A 15,234-nucleotide genomic window follows, 5' to 3' on the forward strand; every position below is an offset into this window, starting at 1 on the left:
GTTCACTCCTCCCTCCTAAGGACACGCATGTCTGAAACCCACGAAGGCGTCGACGCGCCGCTGCAGACGGACTCCGCGGGCGGCGGCTGCCCGGTCGCGCACGGTCGCGCTCCGCACCCCACCCAGGGCGGCGGCAACCGCGGCTGGTGGCCCAACCAGCTCAACATGAAGATCCTGGCCAAGAATTCGGCCGTGTCGAACCCGCTCGGTGAGGGCTTCGACTACGCCGAGGCCTTCAAGGCCCTGGACCTGGACGCCGTGAAGGCGGACATCGCCGAGGTCCTCACGGACTCCCAGGACTGGTGGCCCGCCGACTTCGGGCACTACGGCCCGCTCATGATCCGCATGGCGTGGCACAGCGCCGGCACCTACCGGTCGCACGACGGCCGCGGCGGCGGCAGCGCCGGCCAGCAGCGCTTCGCGCCGCTGAACAGCTGGCCCGACAACGTCAACCTGGACAAGGCCCGCCGTCTGCTCTGGCCGGTCAAGAAGAAGTACGGCCAGAACATCTCCTGGGCCGACCTGATGATCCTCACCGGCAACGTCGCGCTGGAGTCCATGGGTCTGAAGACCTTCGGCTTCGGCGGCGGTCGCGAGGACGTGTGGGAGCCCGACGAGGACGTCTACTGGGGCCCCGAGACCACGTGGCTCGACGACCAGCGCTACACGGGCGACCGTGACCTGGAGAAGCCGCTGGCCGCGGTCCAGATGGGTCTCATCTACGTCAACCCGGAGGGCCCCAACGGCAACCCGGACCCGCTGGCCGCCGCTCGCGACATCCGCGAGACCTTCGCCCGCATGGGTATGAACGACGAGGAGACCGTCGCCCTCATCGCGGGCGGCCACACCTTCGGCAAGACCCACGGTGCGGCCCCGGACTCCAACCTGGAGGCCGAGCCCGAGTCCGCCGGCCTGGAGATGCAGGGCCTGGGCTGGAAGAACAACCACGGCACCGGCAAGGGCGCCGACACGATCGGCTCGGGCCTCGAGGTCACCTGGACCACCACGCCCGCGCAGTGGAGCCAGGGCTTCTTCAAGAACCTCTTCGAGTTCGAGTACGAGCTCACCAAGAGCCCGGGCGGCGGCAACCAGTGGGTCGCCAAGGACGCCGGGGAGATCATCCCCGACGCCCACATCCCCGGCAAGAAGCACAAGCCGACCATGCTCACCACCGACCTGTCGCTGCGCGTCGACCCGGTCTACGAGCAGATCTCGCGCCGCTTCTACGAGGACAACGAGGCCTTCGCGGACGCCTTCGCCCGCGCCTGGTACAAGCTGACCCACCGCGACATGGGCCCGAAGGTGCGCTACCTCGGCCCGGAGGTCCCGCAGGAGACGCTGATCTGGCAGGACCCGCTCCCCGCCCAGGAGGGCGAGGTCGTCGGGGCCGCGGAGATCGCCGCGCTCAAGGCCAAGGTCGCCGAGTCCGGCCTGACCGTCTCCCAGCTGGTGTCCACGGCGTGGGCCTCGGCGTCCACCTACCGTGACAGCGACAAGCGCGGCGGCGCCAACGGCGCCCGCATCCGCCTGGAGCCGCAGATCGACTGGGAGGTCAACAACCCGGCCGAGCTGCGCTCCGTGCTCAACACGCTGGAGAGCATCGCGGTCGAGTTCAACGCCTCCTCGGACACGAAGGTCTCGCTCGCGGACCTGATCGTCCTGGCCGGCGGCGTCGGTGTCGAGCAGGCCGCCAAGGCGGCCGGCCACGAGGTCGAGGTGCCCTTCACCCCGGGCCGTGTCGACGCCACGCAGGAGCAGACCGACCCCGGTCAGTTCGCCTTCCTCGAGCCGGTCGCCGACGGCTTCCGCAACTACTACGGCAAGGGCAGCCACCTCCCGGCCGAGTACCTGCTGCTCGACAGGGCGAACCTGCTCGGCGTGAGCGCGCCCGAGATGACCGCGCTGGTGGGTGGCCTGCGTGTGCTGGGCACCAACCACGACGGCTCCGACGTGGGCGTGTTCACCGAGCACCCGGGCGCGCTGACGAACGACTTCTTCGTCAACCTGCTCGACCTGGGCACCGTCTGGGCGCCGACCGGCGAGACCTCCGAGACGTCGGAGACGTTCGTGGCCAAGGACGACTCCGGTGCGGTCAAGTGGACCGGCAGCCGCGTCGACCTGCTGTTCGGCTCGAACTCCGAGCTGCGCGCGGTGGCCGAGGTCTACGCCTCCGACGACGCGAAGGAGAAGTTCGTCCAGGACTTCATCGCCGCGTGGAACAAGATCATGAACGCGGACCGCTTCGACCTGGTCTGATCCGTGTGACTGATCCGTAGGCATCCCGGATCCCGGAGCCGGCCCGACCACCACGGTCGGGCCGGCTCTCGTCGTTTCCGGAGCCGGGGGCCGGTCGGTCAGCCCACCCGGGAGAACGCGATGGTCGAGCGGGGTTCGCCCTCCTCCTCGCCCTCAGGGAAGAAGTCGATGGTCATGGCGTCGCCGTCGAAGACCATGTCTCGGCGGTCGTCGGCGGGCAGTGGCGCGGGTGGGGGCGTGCGGGGCACTCCTGGGGGTCGGTGGCCGAGTCGCCATGCGCGCACCAGGTGCGGGTGCGTGTTCTCAGCGCGCGCCGCCCCCGGCCCCGCTCCGGTTCGCCCTTTCGCGCGCCGATCACCGGCGCGGGGGCCGGTCGTGGCGTGTCCACGACCGGCCCCCGCCTCCCGTGTTACCGGTTCAGCCCGCGCTCGATCGCCTCGATGATCCGCGGCCGCATCTCGGCGGCGCTGATGATCGCGTCGACCGAGCCGACCTCGACCGCCCGCTGGATGCTGTGCACCGCGTCGAACTCCGCGGCGACCTCACCGAGCTTCTCCGCCCGGACCGAGGACTGGACCTCGGCGAGCTCGGCGTTGAGCGCGGCCCGCTCGGCGCCGCTGGTCTCAGAGACCCGCGCCTGCAGTGCGGTCACCCGCTCGTCGGTCGCGGTCCGGTTGTTCACCTCGCCGGCGAACACCACCGCCGCGGCCGGGGCGCCGCCGAGCACGGAGGCGAACGAGCCCTCCAGCGCCAGAACGGTCATGTTCGGGTTCAGCGCCTTGGAGAAGACCACGAACGCGCCCCCGTGGTAGCGGGAGATCACGCAGAAGACGATCGGGCCGCGGAAGTTGACGATCGCACGACCGATCTCCGCGCCGTACTCCAGCTGCAGGTTGCGCATCGACTCCGGGGAGCCGTCGAACCCGGACAGGTTCGCCAGCACGACCAGCGGACGGTTGCCCGAGGCCGCGTTGATCGCCCGCGCGGTCTTCTTCGACGACCGCGGGAACAGCGTGCCCGCGGTGTAGGAGTCCGGGCCGTCGGTGGGCGGGAAGCCGCGCCGGGCCACGGACCGCGACTCGATGCCGACCAGGCACACCGGGTGTCCGCCGATGTGCACGTCCTGCACCGCCGAGGTGTCGGCGTCGGCCATGCCCGCCCAGCGCTCCAGCACCGGGTGGTCCTGGTCGGACAGGGCGCGCATCACCGTGCGGATGTCGAACGGCTTCTTGCGGTCCGGGTTGTGCTGCGGGGAGAAGATCTCGCCGACGGTGGCGAAGTCGCTGTCGGCGACCTTGTGCGGGAACGTCGAGACGTCGCGGTCGACCGGGTCGTTCGTGGCGGCCTGGCGCGGGTCGGACTCACCGGGCACCACGTAGGTGTGGTCGTAGTGCGACATCAGCACGTCGCGGGCAGCCGGCAGGTTGGGCGCCCAGTACTGCGCCTGGCCGTTGGGGCCCATGACGCGGTCGTAGCCGCCGATACCGAAGTTGTCCTCGGCCGACACGCCGCCGGAGAAGTCCAGCGACTGCTTGCCGGTGAGCACCATCGCCGAGTCCGGCGTCATCACCAGGATGCCCTTGGTGTGCATGAGCATCGTCGCCTCGGCGTTCCAGTACGGCTGGGCGCCGACGTTGATCCCGGCGACCACGATGTTGATCTCGCCGCCGTCCTGGGTGAACTCCACGATCCGCTTGAGCGCGGCCGCCACCCAGTCCATGTTCTCGGTACCCGAGGCCATCGAGATCCGCGCGCCCGCCGAGAGCGCGAACCACTCCAGGGGGACCCGCATCCGCTCGGCGAGGTCGATCGCGGCGATCACGCGCGAGCACTCCGGCTCCGAGAGCGCGCCCAGCGCCTTGGTCGGGTCTCCCAGCAGCACCACGCGGGTGACGCCCTCGGGGTGGCGTTCGGTCGGGGTGGTGACCACGCCCGCCACGATCGCGGCCGAGTTCTGCCCCTTGGGCCGGTCCACCGGCACCAGGCGGCCCTGCTCGTCCAGGTCGTATTCGACGAAGCCGCCCCGGGGACCGGCGAGAACGCTGGTCAGCTCGTAGGGGTAGGCGGTCCCGCGCCGGGCGGCGCGCAGCACCTTCAGGCGGTAGTCGTCCAGCGGCAGCACCGGCTCGGTGGACGGCTTGTCCACGTGCAGGCGCGCGCCGTGCCCCGGGTCGAAGGTGATCCGCACGGCGACCTCGGTCAGCTCACCGGAGGCGGTGCGCTGACGGGCCACGAACTGGACCTCCTCCAGCCCGGCGCCGGCCGTGGTCGGCAGGATGCGCTGCACCAGCGCGTCGAGCTCGTCCAGGCTCAGCTCGGTCGGCGGCCAGACGTACATCATGATGCGGTTGGTGTCGAACCGCTTGTTGCGCGGCCGCCGCGCCTGGATGTTGCGGATCGAGTCCAGGCACGCGGTGATGGTGTCCTCCACCGCGGGCAGGGCGACCAGGCGCCCCTCGGCGTCGCGCAGCGGCGTCAGGTCGCGGACCTGGCCGAGCGCGAACAGCCGCTCGTCGGCGGGGTTGCTGTGCGCCACGGCCTTGAACAGGTAGATCTCCTCGTCCGCCGACGGCAGACGCGTGAGATCGAACTCCCGGAGCCGCTCCAGCTGCAGCTTGCGCGCGATCTGCGGGTGCAGGCCGCGGATGAGCCGGTCCTCCGTCAGGGCCCCGCCCTCGGAACGGAAGGTGAAGTGGTGGTGCATCACCGCGCCGTTGGTCCCGGCCACGGTGGTGGTGACCCGCTCCACGTTGGCGGGCAGCGGGTGGTCGGCGAGGATCTGTCCCAGCCGCAGCGCCATCGCGTCGGCGTCGGGCTGTCCCTCCCAGGTGAGGTACACGTCGGCGACCGTGCCGTGCCCGGTGTCCCGCGCGGCGACCGCGCCGATCGCGGCGAGGGCGTCGGGCAGGGCGGCGATGTCGACGGCGGTGGCGGCCACGCCGGTCACGCCGTCGGAGCGGGTGTGGCGCGCGGTGACCAGGGGGCAGCCCGTGACCTCGCTGGAGGTGACCTCGGACAGCCCGCGGTTGCCGTAGTAGCGGCGGGTCAGGACCTCCAGCAGCGCCGCGTGGTCGCGCCCCGCCCGGCCGATGCGCTGGCCGATCAGCCGGACGAGCGGCTCGGAGCTGGCCACCATCGACTGGATCCGCTCGGCGCGGTCCGCCGCGCGCGGGTCGCGGTCCAGGTGGCGCAGGTCGTCGCGCACGGCGGCGTAGACCTTGGCGCGGTTGCGGCGCAGCAGCGGCTGGGTGAACCAGCGGAACACCACGCCGCGGGCCAGATCCGACACCGTGGGGAAGCGCACCTGCGTGGCCTCGACCACGTGCTCCAGGGTCAGGCCGACGGGCTCGCTGAGCGAGTCGACGGGCGGTGCGTCGTCGAGCCAGCGCAGGAGCAGCTCCGAGGCCACCGCGACGTGGGCGTTCATCTGCTGCTGGGCCAGGAAGATGCGGAAGACCGCGGCCTCCAGCTCCGGCGTGCGGTCCAACGTGGTGACGCCGTAGTGGGCCAGCACCTTGGCGAGCTTGGCCTGGAAGCTCTCGCTGAGCCCGGCGCGCTCGGCGTCCAGGCTCTGCAGGTAGCTGTGGAAGTACTCGCGGGGGCTGTGCACCTGGGAGTCCGGCGCGACGTCGGGCTCGCCGCCGGGCTTGTTGCGGCTCAGCTCGGACAGGTCGGCGAACACGGTGAGCAGGTCCAGCTCACCGGCCAGCGGCGATGCGGGCAGTTCGGCACGGGCCGCCATGTAGTCCGACAGCACGTCCTTGCGCACCTCGGGGGTGGCGTCGAAGCCCAGGAAGAGGCTGCGCAGGTCCTGTAGGCCGCGCTCGACCCGCTCGGCCGCCGACACCGACTCCGGTACCGCCGGCAGTTCGATCTCGACGGTCTCCACGGCCGCCTCCGCGGCCTCGTCGCCCTCCTCGGGCAGCGGCTCCAGCCGCATGAGGGGCGCGCCGGTCTCGATCTGGCTGCCCACCGACACCGGGCACTCGCGCACGCGGGCGCGGAACGGTGCGCGCAGCACCGTCTCCATCTTCATGCTCTCCAGCACCAGGATCGGTGCGCCGGACTCCACGGAGTCGCCGACCGCCAGCGGCGTGGCCACGACCAGCGCGGGTGCGGGGGAGCGGACGACGCCGCCCTCGTCGCGGCTGATCCGGTGGGTGACGCCGTCGACCTCGACCAGGTGGATCGGGCCGTGCGTGGCCGAGACCACGCGGAACCGGTGGCCGTTGACCACGATCTGCCCGCTGTGCGCGTCGAACCGCTCGATCTCGACGTAGGCGGGGTGCATCTCGCCGCCGCCGGAGACGCCGACGCGGAAGCGCTGGTCGCCGAGGCGGGCCACGCTCACCCGGTAGCCGACGCCGCGGAGCTTGAGGTCCAGCGGACGGCCCGGGTCGTGCTGGACCTGCGGGCGCCCGCCGTGCGCGGTGGACAGCAGCTGCGTGCGGCTGATCTCCTCCTCGTCCTGGTAGGCCTCGATGGCGGCCGCGGCCAGGGCGATCGCGGAGTGCCGGTGGTCGACCAGCCGTCCCTCGGTGCGCACGCGGTCGATCCAGCCGGTGTCGGCGCTGCCGTCGATGACCTCGGGCTGGTCGAGCAGGTCCAGGACGAAGCTCTTGTTGGTCGCGCCGCCCTCGATGATGACCGTGGTCTCGGCCATGGCGCGGCGCAGCCGGCCCAGGGCCTGCTCGCGGTCGCGGCCGTAGGCAATGATCTTGGCGATCATGGAGTCGAAGTCGGCCGGGATCTCGTCGCCCTCGCGCACACCGGTGTCCACGCGGATGCCGGGGCCGGTCGGCAGCGCCAGGCGGGCGATGCGTCCGGGGGAGGGGGCGAAGTCGCGGTCGGGGTCCTCGGCGTTGAGCCGGGCCTCCACGGCGTGGCCGCTCTCCTGGGGCAGCGGGCCCTCCAGGCGTCCGCCCTCCGCCACGTGCAGCTGGAGGCGGACCAGGTCGGTGCCGGTGGTGAGCTCGGTGATCGGGTGCTCGACCTGGAGGCGGGTGTTGACCTCCAGGAACGCGAACAGCTTCTCGCCGGGGTGGTAGAGGAACTCGACGGTGCAGGCGCCGCGGTAGCCGACGGCCACGGCCAGCCGCTCGGCGGAGGCCTTGAGCTCGGCGACCTGGTCCTCGGCCAGGACCGGGGAGGAGGACTCCTCGATGATCTTCTGGTTGCGCCGCTGCACCGAGCAGTCGCGCACGCCCAGCGCCCACGCCGTGCCCTGGCCGTCGGCGATGACCTGCACCTCGACGTGGCGGGCGCCGGTGACCAGGCGCTCCAGGAAGACCACGCCGGAGCCGAAGGCGCGCAGGGCCTCCTGGCTGGTGCGCTCGTAGGCGTCGGCGAGGTCCTCGTGCGAGGTGACCTTGCGGATGCCGCGCCCGCCGCCGCCGGCGGTCGCCTTGAGCATCAGCGGGTAGCCGATCTCCTCGCCGGCGCGCAGGGCGTCGTCGAGGGTGGCGACCTCGCCGCGGCTCCACGGCGCGACCGGGACCCCGACCTCCTCGGCGATCAGCTTCGCGCCGATCTTGTCACCGAGCTTGCGCATGGCCTCCGCGCTGGGGCCGATGAAGGTGACGCCGATCTTGTCGCAGAGCTCGGCGAAGGCCGGGTCCTCGGCGACGAAGCCCCAGCCGACCCACGCGGCGTCGGCGCCGGTCTCGACCAGGGCCCGCTCCAGGACGGCGAGGTCGAGGTAGGGGCGGGCCGAGGCGGGGCCCAGCGCGTAGGCGGTGTCCGCTTCCCGCACGAACGTCGCGGTGCGGTCGGCGTCGGTGTAGAGGGCGACGGTCTCGATCCGTGCCCCTGTTTCCGCCGAGAGATCCCGGACGGCGTGAATGAGCCGCATGGCGGCCTCTCCACGGTTGACGATCGCAACACGACTGAACATCGACTCTGTCCCCCAAGTCCCAACACACGGAAGGCGACGCCCGGGCCCTGGACGTCGCCTGCACCTTCTTACACCTTCCTCGGTGCCCGCCTGTTTCAACAATGGGGCGCTTTGCCCATCACGGATCTGCTGCGTTGTGGGAACCCCACAAACGCCGACCGCGTCGCGAGCCCTGAGGCGAGACTTCTCACAACCGTCGCGGCGTGTGCGCGCCGGCTCACCGGGCGGGGGCTCACCGGGCGGGGGCGGACCGAGCGCGATGCCGTCAGCGGGCGTCGACGCCGCCGTGCCCCAGGAAGAGGTGGCGCCGCCCGGGCCGGGTCTCCACGGTCTCCCGGAGGTGGACGAGGAACAGCGACAGCGCGGCGCGCACGGGGGAGGAGCCGCCCATGGCCTCCTGGGCGTCGGCGGCGATGCCGCGCAGATGCCGACCGAGCGCGGGCGGGTCCACGTGGAGTTCGAACGGCGGATCGAAGCGTTCCGGGGGGCCGTTCCCACCCGGTTCCCAGCCGTGGTGGATGAGGATGGTGGACCGGTCCGGTCCCGCGGACGCGCGCGCCCCTTCGGCGGCGAGCGAGGCGAGGAGCTCGTCGTAGAGCTCCTGGTCGGTGGGGTCGTCCATGGCACCCTTCCGAGGCGGCCGGGGACCGAGCCTTCCCGTTCCCCCGGCCCGAATCTCCGTCGGCCGGGTCGCCCTGCACCGGCCGGCCCCCGGTGCCCGCGCGGGCGCCGGGGGTCCGGAATCAGGTGAGGGCGCCACGCCGGAACGCCGTCACGGGTGGGGGCGTCCCGGGAGCCCGCCGCTCACTCCTCCTCGAAGTCCTCGCGGCGGACGGCCTCCTTCTCCATCTTGTCCTGGAGTTCGGCTTCCAGCTCCCGCCGTGTGTCCGGCCCCTCCGGGGCGTCGCTGTGGTCTTCGCGCACGACCTGGTCGGTGTCCGTGGTCTTGGGCTTGGACTCCTCTGGGAAGCTCACGGGCCACACCCCCTCGAATACGAACGATACGAACGTCAGAGACCGCCCCCTACCCGGCATCACCGCACGTCACACATCCCCCACGCGGCCCGCCCACGAAGGCCTCGCCGGTCGGCGAACCGCGGCACGGACGGGCTTCCCCAGGGGCGGAGGCACCCGGACGGCCGCCGGTCAGAGCACGCCGAGGAGCGGCCCCGCCAGCACGCCCATGGCCAGGGACAGGGCCGCCAGGGTGAGGGCGAGCCCCGTGCTCGCCCGCCGGACCGGCGCGGTCTCCCGGGCCTGATCCCCGTCCCCGGCGCGTGCGGACGGGGCGGCGCTGAAGAGCGGGAAGACCCAGCGCAGGTAGTAGAAGACACTGGCGACGGTGTTGACGGCGGCCAGCACCACCAGCCACACCAGGCCCGCGTCCAGCGCCGCGGTGAAGACGGTGAGCTTGCCGACGAACACCGCCGTGGGCGGCGTCCCCACGAGCCCGAGCAGACAGACCACCAGGCTGAGCGCGAGCCACGGGCGACGGTGGAAGAGCCCGGCGTACTCCTCCAGGGTCCTGGCCCCGGGAAGGGCGCACACGACGGCGAAGGCACCGAGGTTGGTCACCAGGTAGGCGGCCAGGTAGAAGAGCAGGCCCGGCCGCGCCAACGCCGCCGCGTCCCTGACAGCGGCTACCGCCATCAGCAGGTAGCCGACCTGGCTGACGGTGGAGTAGGCGAGCAGGCGCCGCGCGTCGGACTGGAAGAAGGCACCCAGGTTGCCCAGCGTCATGGACGCCGCCGCGAGCAGGGCGCACAACAGTGCCCAGTCCAGCGCGCCGCCGGCGACCACCTCGTCGCCCAGCCGGTACAGCGCCACCAGCGCCCCGATCTTGGGGACCGTGGTGACGAAGGCGGCGACGGGAGCGGGCGCGCCCTCGGTGACGTCGGGAAGCCAGAAGTGGGAGGGCACGCCCCCGGCCTTGAACAGCAGCCCGGCCAGGACCGCGACCACGCCCGCGCCCACCAGGGCGCGCGGCGCGTCCGGCAGGGAGCCGGCCAGCGTCCTGTAGTCGGTCGCCCCTCCGGCGCCGAGCAGCAGCGCGGTGCCGGTGAGCAGCACGATGCCCAGCAAGGCGCCCAGCAGGTAGAACTTCAGGGCGCCCTCGGTGCCGCGGTCGTCCTTGGCGAACCCGGTCAGCGCGTACAGCGGGATGCTCGCCAGCAGGTAGGCCGCCGCGAGGACCAACAGGTCGTTGGCCCCGGCCAGCGCCACCGTGCCCAGCGCGCCGAGCAGCAGCAGGACGTAGGACTCCGACTCCCGCGGGTGCCCGGAGAAGGAGTCGCCGGCCAGCAGTACCGTCACCAGCACGCCGACGAGCACGGCCACCCGCACGGCGTGTGTGCTCACGTCGATCGCGAATCCGCCGGTGGCCATGTCCGGCGCGCGGACCCAGTCCGTGAGCGCGGCGGCCAGGGCGCCCAGGAGCGCGGCGACCACGCACAGCCGCACGGTCCACTGGCGGCGGCGGGGCGTCCAGCTGCCCAGCAGCAGCGCGCCCACGGCCGCGAGCGCCAGCACGATCTCGGGCACCAGCATCGCCGGATCGACGTGACCCGCTTCGCTCATCGGACCACCAGGGCGACGAGCGTTCGGGAGGCCGGTTCGATCAGGTCGAGCAGGAACCGCGGGAAGACGCCGATGACCACGGACAGGGCGGTCAGCGGCGCGATGGCGACCAGCTCCCGAGCGGTGAGGTCACCGGTGCGCGCGTGCTCGGGGATCCGGTGCTCTCCGGTGAACAGCTGCTGCAGCGCGCGCAGGAAGAGGGCGGCGGTGATGAGGATGCCGAGGAAGGCCACCGCGGTCGGCACGGGCACGAAGGACAGGCTCCCCGTGAAGATCTGGAACTCGGCGATGAAGCCGGACAGCCCGGGCAGCCCCAGCGAACCGAACGCCGCCACCGAGGCCAGCGCGGCCAGGCGCGGCATGGTCCCGGCCAGCCCGCCGTAGGACGCCATCCGGTAGGTGCCGCCCCGGTCGTGGAGCGCGCCCGCCAGCAGGAACAGCGCGCCCGTGAGCAGCCCGTGGCTGACCATCTGGGTGATGCTTCCGGTGACGGCCAGGGCGGCGGCACGGGCCTCGTCGGCCGTGGCGAGCCCGGCCGCACCGAGCCCGAGCAGGATGTAGCCCATGTGGTTGACCGAGGTGTAGGCGATCATGCGCTTGAAGTCGGTCTGGGCGAGCGCCACCAGTGCCCCGTACAGGACCGAGACCACACCGACGATCACGATGACCATGGCGTACTCGCGCCAGGCTCCGGGTAGGAGCGGCATCGCCACGCGCACGAACCCGTAGGTGCCCATCTTCAGCAGCACGCCCGCCAGGATCGCCGAGCCGACCGCGGGCGCGTCGGTGTGCGCCGGGGGCAGCCAGGTGTGGAAGGGCACGGTCGGCGTCTTGATCGCCAGGCCGAGCCCGACGGCCAGCAGGACCAGCCCGGCGGCGGGGCCGCCGTCCTCCAACGGGGGCCGCCGGGTCAGCTCCACGATGTCGAACGTGTGCGGGTCCGCGGCGAGGTAGAGGCCGATGAAGCCCAGGAGCAGCGCCAGGGAGCCGAGGAAGGTGTACAGGAAGAACTGCAGCGCCGAGCGGGCGGCCCGGCCGTGCCCCCACCCGGCGATGACGAAGTACATCCCGACGATGGACAGGTCGAAGAAGACGAAGAACAGCAGCAGGTCCAGGGCACTGAACAGGCCCAGCGAGACGGTCTGCAGGAACAGGAAGAGGACCGCGTGGGCACGGGTGCGCCTGCGCTGCCGCAGCGAGCGGACGGCGCAGGCGAGGAAGAGGACGGCCGTCATCGCCAACAGAGGCAGCGAGAGCCCGTCCACTCCGACGTGGTAACCCGCCCCGACACTGGGGATCCAGCGCAGGTGCGTCTCGTAGGCGAAGGCGACGCCCGCGCCTTGAGCCGGGCCCACGGCGGCCGGGTAGCGCGCCCACAGGGCGATGACCAGGGCCAGGTCCAGCCCGGCCACCGCGACCCAGGTCCAGGCCACGAGGCCCTCGCGCGGGCGCGGGAGGGCGAGCAGCACCAGGCCCGCGAGCAGGGGCAGGAACACGACGACGGAGAGCACGCCTCACCTCATCAGGACGAAGACGGTGGCCAGCACGAGGATCGCGACGACGGCCTGGGCGTAGTACTGGTGGAGCAGGCCGGTCTGCGGGCGCAGGGCCCAGGCGGCGGCCGTCCGCGCCGCCGACGCGACCGCTCCCACCGAGTGGTCGGCGGCGGTCTCGACGTGGTCCCGGACCGCTCCGGCGGCCGCCAGGCCCAGGTGCGCACCGGAACGCACCCCGCCCGCGACCGCGCGGTCGTCGGAGACGGCGAGGCCGCGCGCGGTCCTCAGACCCAGGTCCGCTCCGGCACGCACCCCGCCCGCGATCACGCGGTCGTCGAAGGCGGCCAGGCCGCGCGCGAGCGCCATGGTGGGTCGGATGACACCGATGCGGACCAGGCGCTCCAGCCCGAGCCAGTCGCCCGCCCAGCGGCCGAGCGGACGGGCGCCCGATCCGCCTGCCGCGCGGGCCCCCTGGAAGGAGCGGGCTCCCGCTTCGGCCCCGGTCCCGGCCTCAGCCCCGGTCCCGGCTCCTGTCTCTGCTTCGGTCCCGGCCTCGGCTCCGGCTCGGGCCTCGGCGCTCGCGGAGGCGCGGGAGTAGACCAGACCCGCACCGGCGAGCGCCACGACGCTCACCAGCGCCGACACCGCCATCTCCCCACCGGTCGGGCCCGGCTCGCCGCTCACGTTCAGGAGCGTGCGCCACCAGTGCTCCCAGGTCGGGAGGGCGAACACGCCCAGTCCCACCGCGGCGACGGCCAGGGCGAGCAGCGGTGCCCGCACGGAGAGCGGCACCCCCGCGGAACGCGGCCCGCCCGCGGGTCCGCGATCGTGCCCTTCGGCCTCGCGGCCGTCACCGCGCCGCCGGGACCGGGGGAGCGGCGGCGCCCACACCGCGACCAGGGCCTTGGCCGCGTAGGCCGCGGCGAGCGCCGCCGCCACCAGACCCATGGCGTACAGGGCGGGCGAGTCCTCCAGCACCACCGCCAGCACCGCGTCCTTGGCCGCCCAGATACCGGTCGGCGGCACCCCCGCGACGGCCAGCGCCCCCGCCGTGAAGGCCGCACCCACCACGGGGTGGCGGCGGCCCGCGCCCCGCAGCCCCTCCAGGTCCCGCGCGCCCAGCGCCACCAGCCACGCCCCGGCGCACAGGAACAGCAGGCTCTTGGCCGCCGCGTGCGCGGCGAACTGCAGGCTCGCGCCCGCCACGCCGCCCGCGCCCGCCGCCAGCACGATGAAGCCGATCTGCGCACAGGTCGAGGCGGCGAGCAGCTGCTTCAGGTCCGTCTGCGCCAGGGCCACCACGCCGAGCAGGACCGCCGTGGCCACCCCGGCCCAGGCCACGAGCGGCCCCGCCCATCCCGTCGCCGCGAGCGCGGGCTCCACCCGGACCAGCAGGTAGCCGCCCGCCGCGACCATCGTGGCCGAGTGCAGCAGCGCCGAGACCGGACCGGGGCCGGCCATCGCGTGGGACAGCCAGAAACTGAACGGCAGCTGCGCGGACTTGCCGAGCGCGGCCAGGACCACCCCGGCCACCGCCGCGTCGCGCCAGACTCCCTCCAACCCCGCGAGCCCGCTGAGTTCCAGGGCGCCCGCGCCGCCCGCGAGCGCGGCCCCGGCCGCCAGGTACAGGCCCAGGTCCCCCGCACGCGTGGTGAGCAAGGCCGCCCGCGCCGAATCGACCCGCCCGGACTCGTGCCACCAGAACCCGATGAGGGCGTAGGAGACGGCGCCCATGACCTCCCACGCCGCGAGCAGGACCAGCAGACCGGTCGCCGTCACGGTGACGAGCATCGCCGCGGCGAAGAGCGACATGAACCCGAAGAAGCGCGCCCGCGCCTCACCCGCACCGAGCTCACCGGCCGAGAACACCACCACGGCCAGGAAGACGGCGGTGACCGTGAGGACCATGACGGCCGACAGTCCGTCCACGGCCAATCCGGCGGGGATCCCGGCCAGTGCCGGAGCGGTGGCGGCCGGACGCGTCACCGCCGCGACCACGCCCAGCGCGACCCCCGCGGCGGCCGAGGCGACGGCGCACGGCGCGGCGACCGCGTCGGCGCGCCGGCCGGCCACCAGCAGCACCGCGCCGGTCAGGGCGGGCAGGGCCACGAGCGCCCACAGCGCGGCGCTCACCGGTCCCGGTCCCCGAGGTCGTCGGCGGAGTCGACCACGTCGATGTCGCGGGTGCGGAAGATCGCCGTGGTGACGGCGAACCCGACCGCCATCTCCACGGCCATCGCCGTGATGGCGACCAGGACGAGCACCTGCCCGTCCGGCCGCTCCGGGGAGACGAAGAACCACAGGGCGGCCGCGGCGACGATGACGCCGTTGATCATCAGCTCCAGCCCCATCATCACCATGACGACGGACTGCTGGCTCAGCGCGCCGAACAGCCCCACCGAGAACAGCGCGGCGGCCAGGAGCAGGTACGCCTCCAGGATCATCGGCCCAGCCCCCCATCGATGGGGTCGTCCGGGCGGGCGCGGCGCAGGTCGTCGCCGTAGCGGTCGTAGCGCCCGCGCGGGGTGGAGAGCACCACCGAGGCGACCATCGTCGCGAAGAGCACCAGGCCCACGAGCATCATGACCAGCATGTGCGGGCCCATGATCGCCTCGGCCAGCAGCAGGGTGGGATCGGCCGGCACAGCGCCCTCGCGGGCGGGCCAGGGGACGAGGAACACACCCGCGGCCAGGACGGCGAACGTGCCGATCGCCACCGCGAGGGCGCCGACCTTGTTGTGCAGCATGCTCATGGGCATGAGCCCGGCCGGGTTCATCATGTACATGATCATGAAGACGACCATCACCATCATCTCCATCACCATCATGAGGACCACCAGCACACCGAGGTAGGACAGCCCCAACAGCAGGAGCGGCACCGCGGCGAACAGGAACGACGCCAGCAGCGCGAAGGTCGCCCGGGCCATGGAGTCCAGCACGAACACCGCGACGCCCGAGGCCACCGCGCCCACGGCGCAGACCACGAACACGACCGTCTCGGCCATCGATCCCC

9 protein-coding genes are annotated in these 15,234 nt (G+C 72.8%); 1 reads left to right on the plus strand and 8 read right to left on the minus strand.

The window, feature by feature from the left end:
* Positions 1-27 precede the first annotated feature (27 nt).
* On the plus strand, positions 28-2,256 hold the full coding sequence (katG, locus tag DFP74_RS18405; RefSeq protein ID WP_121183154.1) for a catalase/peroxidase HPI: 2,229 nt from the start codon (positions 28-30) through the stop codon (positions 2,254-2,256).
* Between the two features lie 409 nt (positions 2,257-2,665).
* On the opposite strand, the gene DFP74_RS18410 is transcribed toward katG, so the two are convergent.
* The 8 genes from DFP74_RS18410 to DFP74_RS18445 all read right to left on the minus strand — a co-directional run bounded on the left by DFP74_RS18410 (position 2,666) and on the right by DFP74_RS18445 (position 15,226).
* Positions 2,666-8,149 (minus strand): carboxyl transferase domain-containing protein, encoded by a 5,484-nt coding sequence (locus DFP74_RS18410; protein ID WP_121183156.1) that lies wholly within the window; start codon positions 8,147-8,149, stop codon positions 2,666-2,668.
* A gap of 265 nt (positions 8,150-8,414) precedes the next feature.
* Positions 8,415-8,771, minus strand: a complete 357-nt coding sequence (locus DFP74_RS18415) for a hypothetical protein (RefSeq protein ID WP_121183158.1) — start codon at positions 8,769-8,771, stop codon at positions 8,415-8,417.
* Between the two features lie 182 nt (positions 8,772-8,953).
* On the minus strand, positions 8,954-9,124 hold the full coding sequence (locus DFP74_RS33930; RefSeq protein WP_199725695.1) for a hypothetical protein: 171 nt from the start codon (positions 9,122-9,124) through the stop codon (positions 8,954-8,956).
* Positions 9,125-9,295: 171 nt separating this feature from the next.
* Positions 9,296-10,726: an NADH-quinone oxidoreductase subunit N gene (locus tag DFP74_RS18425; RefSeq protein WP_121183162.1), complete on the minus strand. Its 1,431-nt coding sequence runs from the start codon at positions 10,724-10,726 to the stop codon at positions 9,296-9,298.
* Positions 10,723-12,237, minus strand: coding sequence for a NuoM family protein (locus DFP74_RS18430; protein ID WP_121183164.1), 1,515 nt, complete (start codon positions 12,235-12,237; stop codon positions 10,723-10,725). The genes DFP74_RS18425 and DFP74_RS18430 overlap by 4 nt, the downstream gene beginning before the upstream one ends.
* Before the next feature lie 3 nt (positions 12,238-12,240).
* Positions 12,241-14,355 carry an NADH-quinone oxidoreductase subunit L gene (locus DFP74_RS18435; RefSeq protein WP_121183166.1) on the minus strand — a complete coding sequence of 705 codons (2,115 nt, stop codon included), beginning with the start codon at positions 14,353-14,355 and terminating at the stop codon, positions 12,241-12,243.
* A complete protein-coding gene (nuoK, locus tag DFP74_RS18440; protein ID WP_121183168.1) occupies positions 14,352-14,666 on the minus strand; it encodes an NADH-quinone oxidoreductase subunit NuoK in 315 nt (104 codons plus the stop codon). Before nuoK ends, DFP74_RS18435 begins: the two co-directional genes overlap by 4 nt.
* Positions 14,663-15,226: an NADH-quinone oxidoreductase subunit J gene (locus tag DFP74_RS18445; protein WP_121183170.1), complete on the minus strand. Its 564-nt coding sequence runs from the start codon at positions 15,224-15,226 to the stop codon at positions 14,663-14,665. The genes nuoK and DFP74_RS18445 overlap by 4 nt, the downstream gene beginning before the upstream one ends.
* Between the last annotated feature and the right edge of the window lie 8 nt (positions 15,227-15,234).

The organism is Nocardiopsis sp. Huas11 (assembly GCF_003634495.1).
Lineage (GTDB): Bacteria > Actinomycetota > Actinomycetes > Streptosporangiales > Streptosporangiaceae > Nocardiopsis.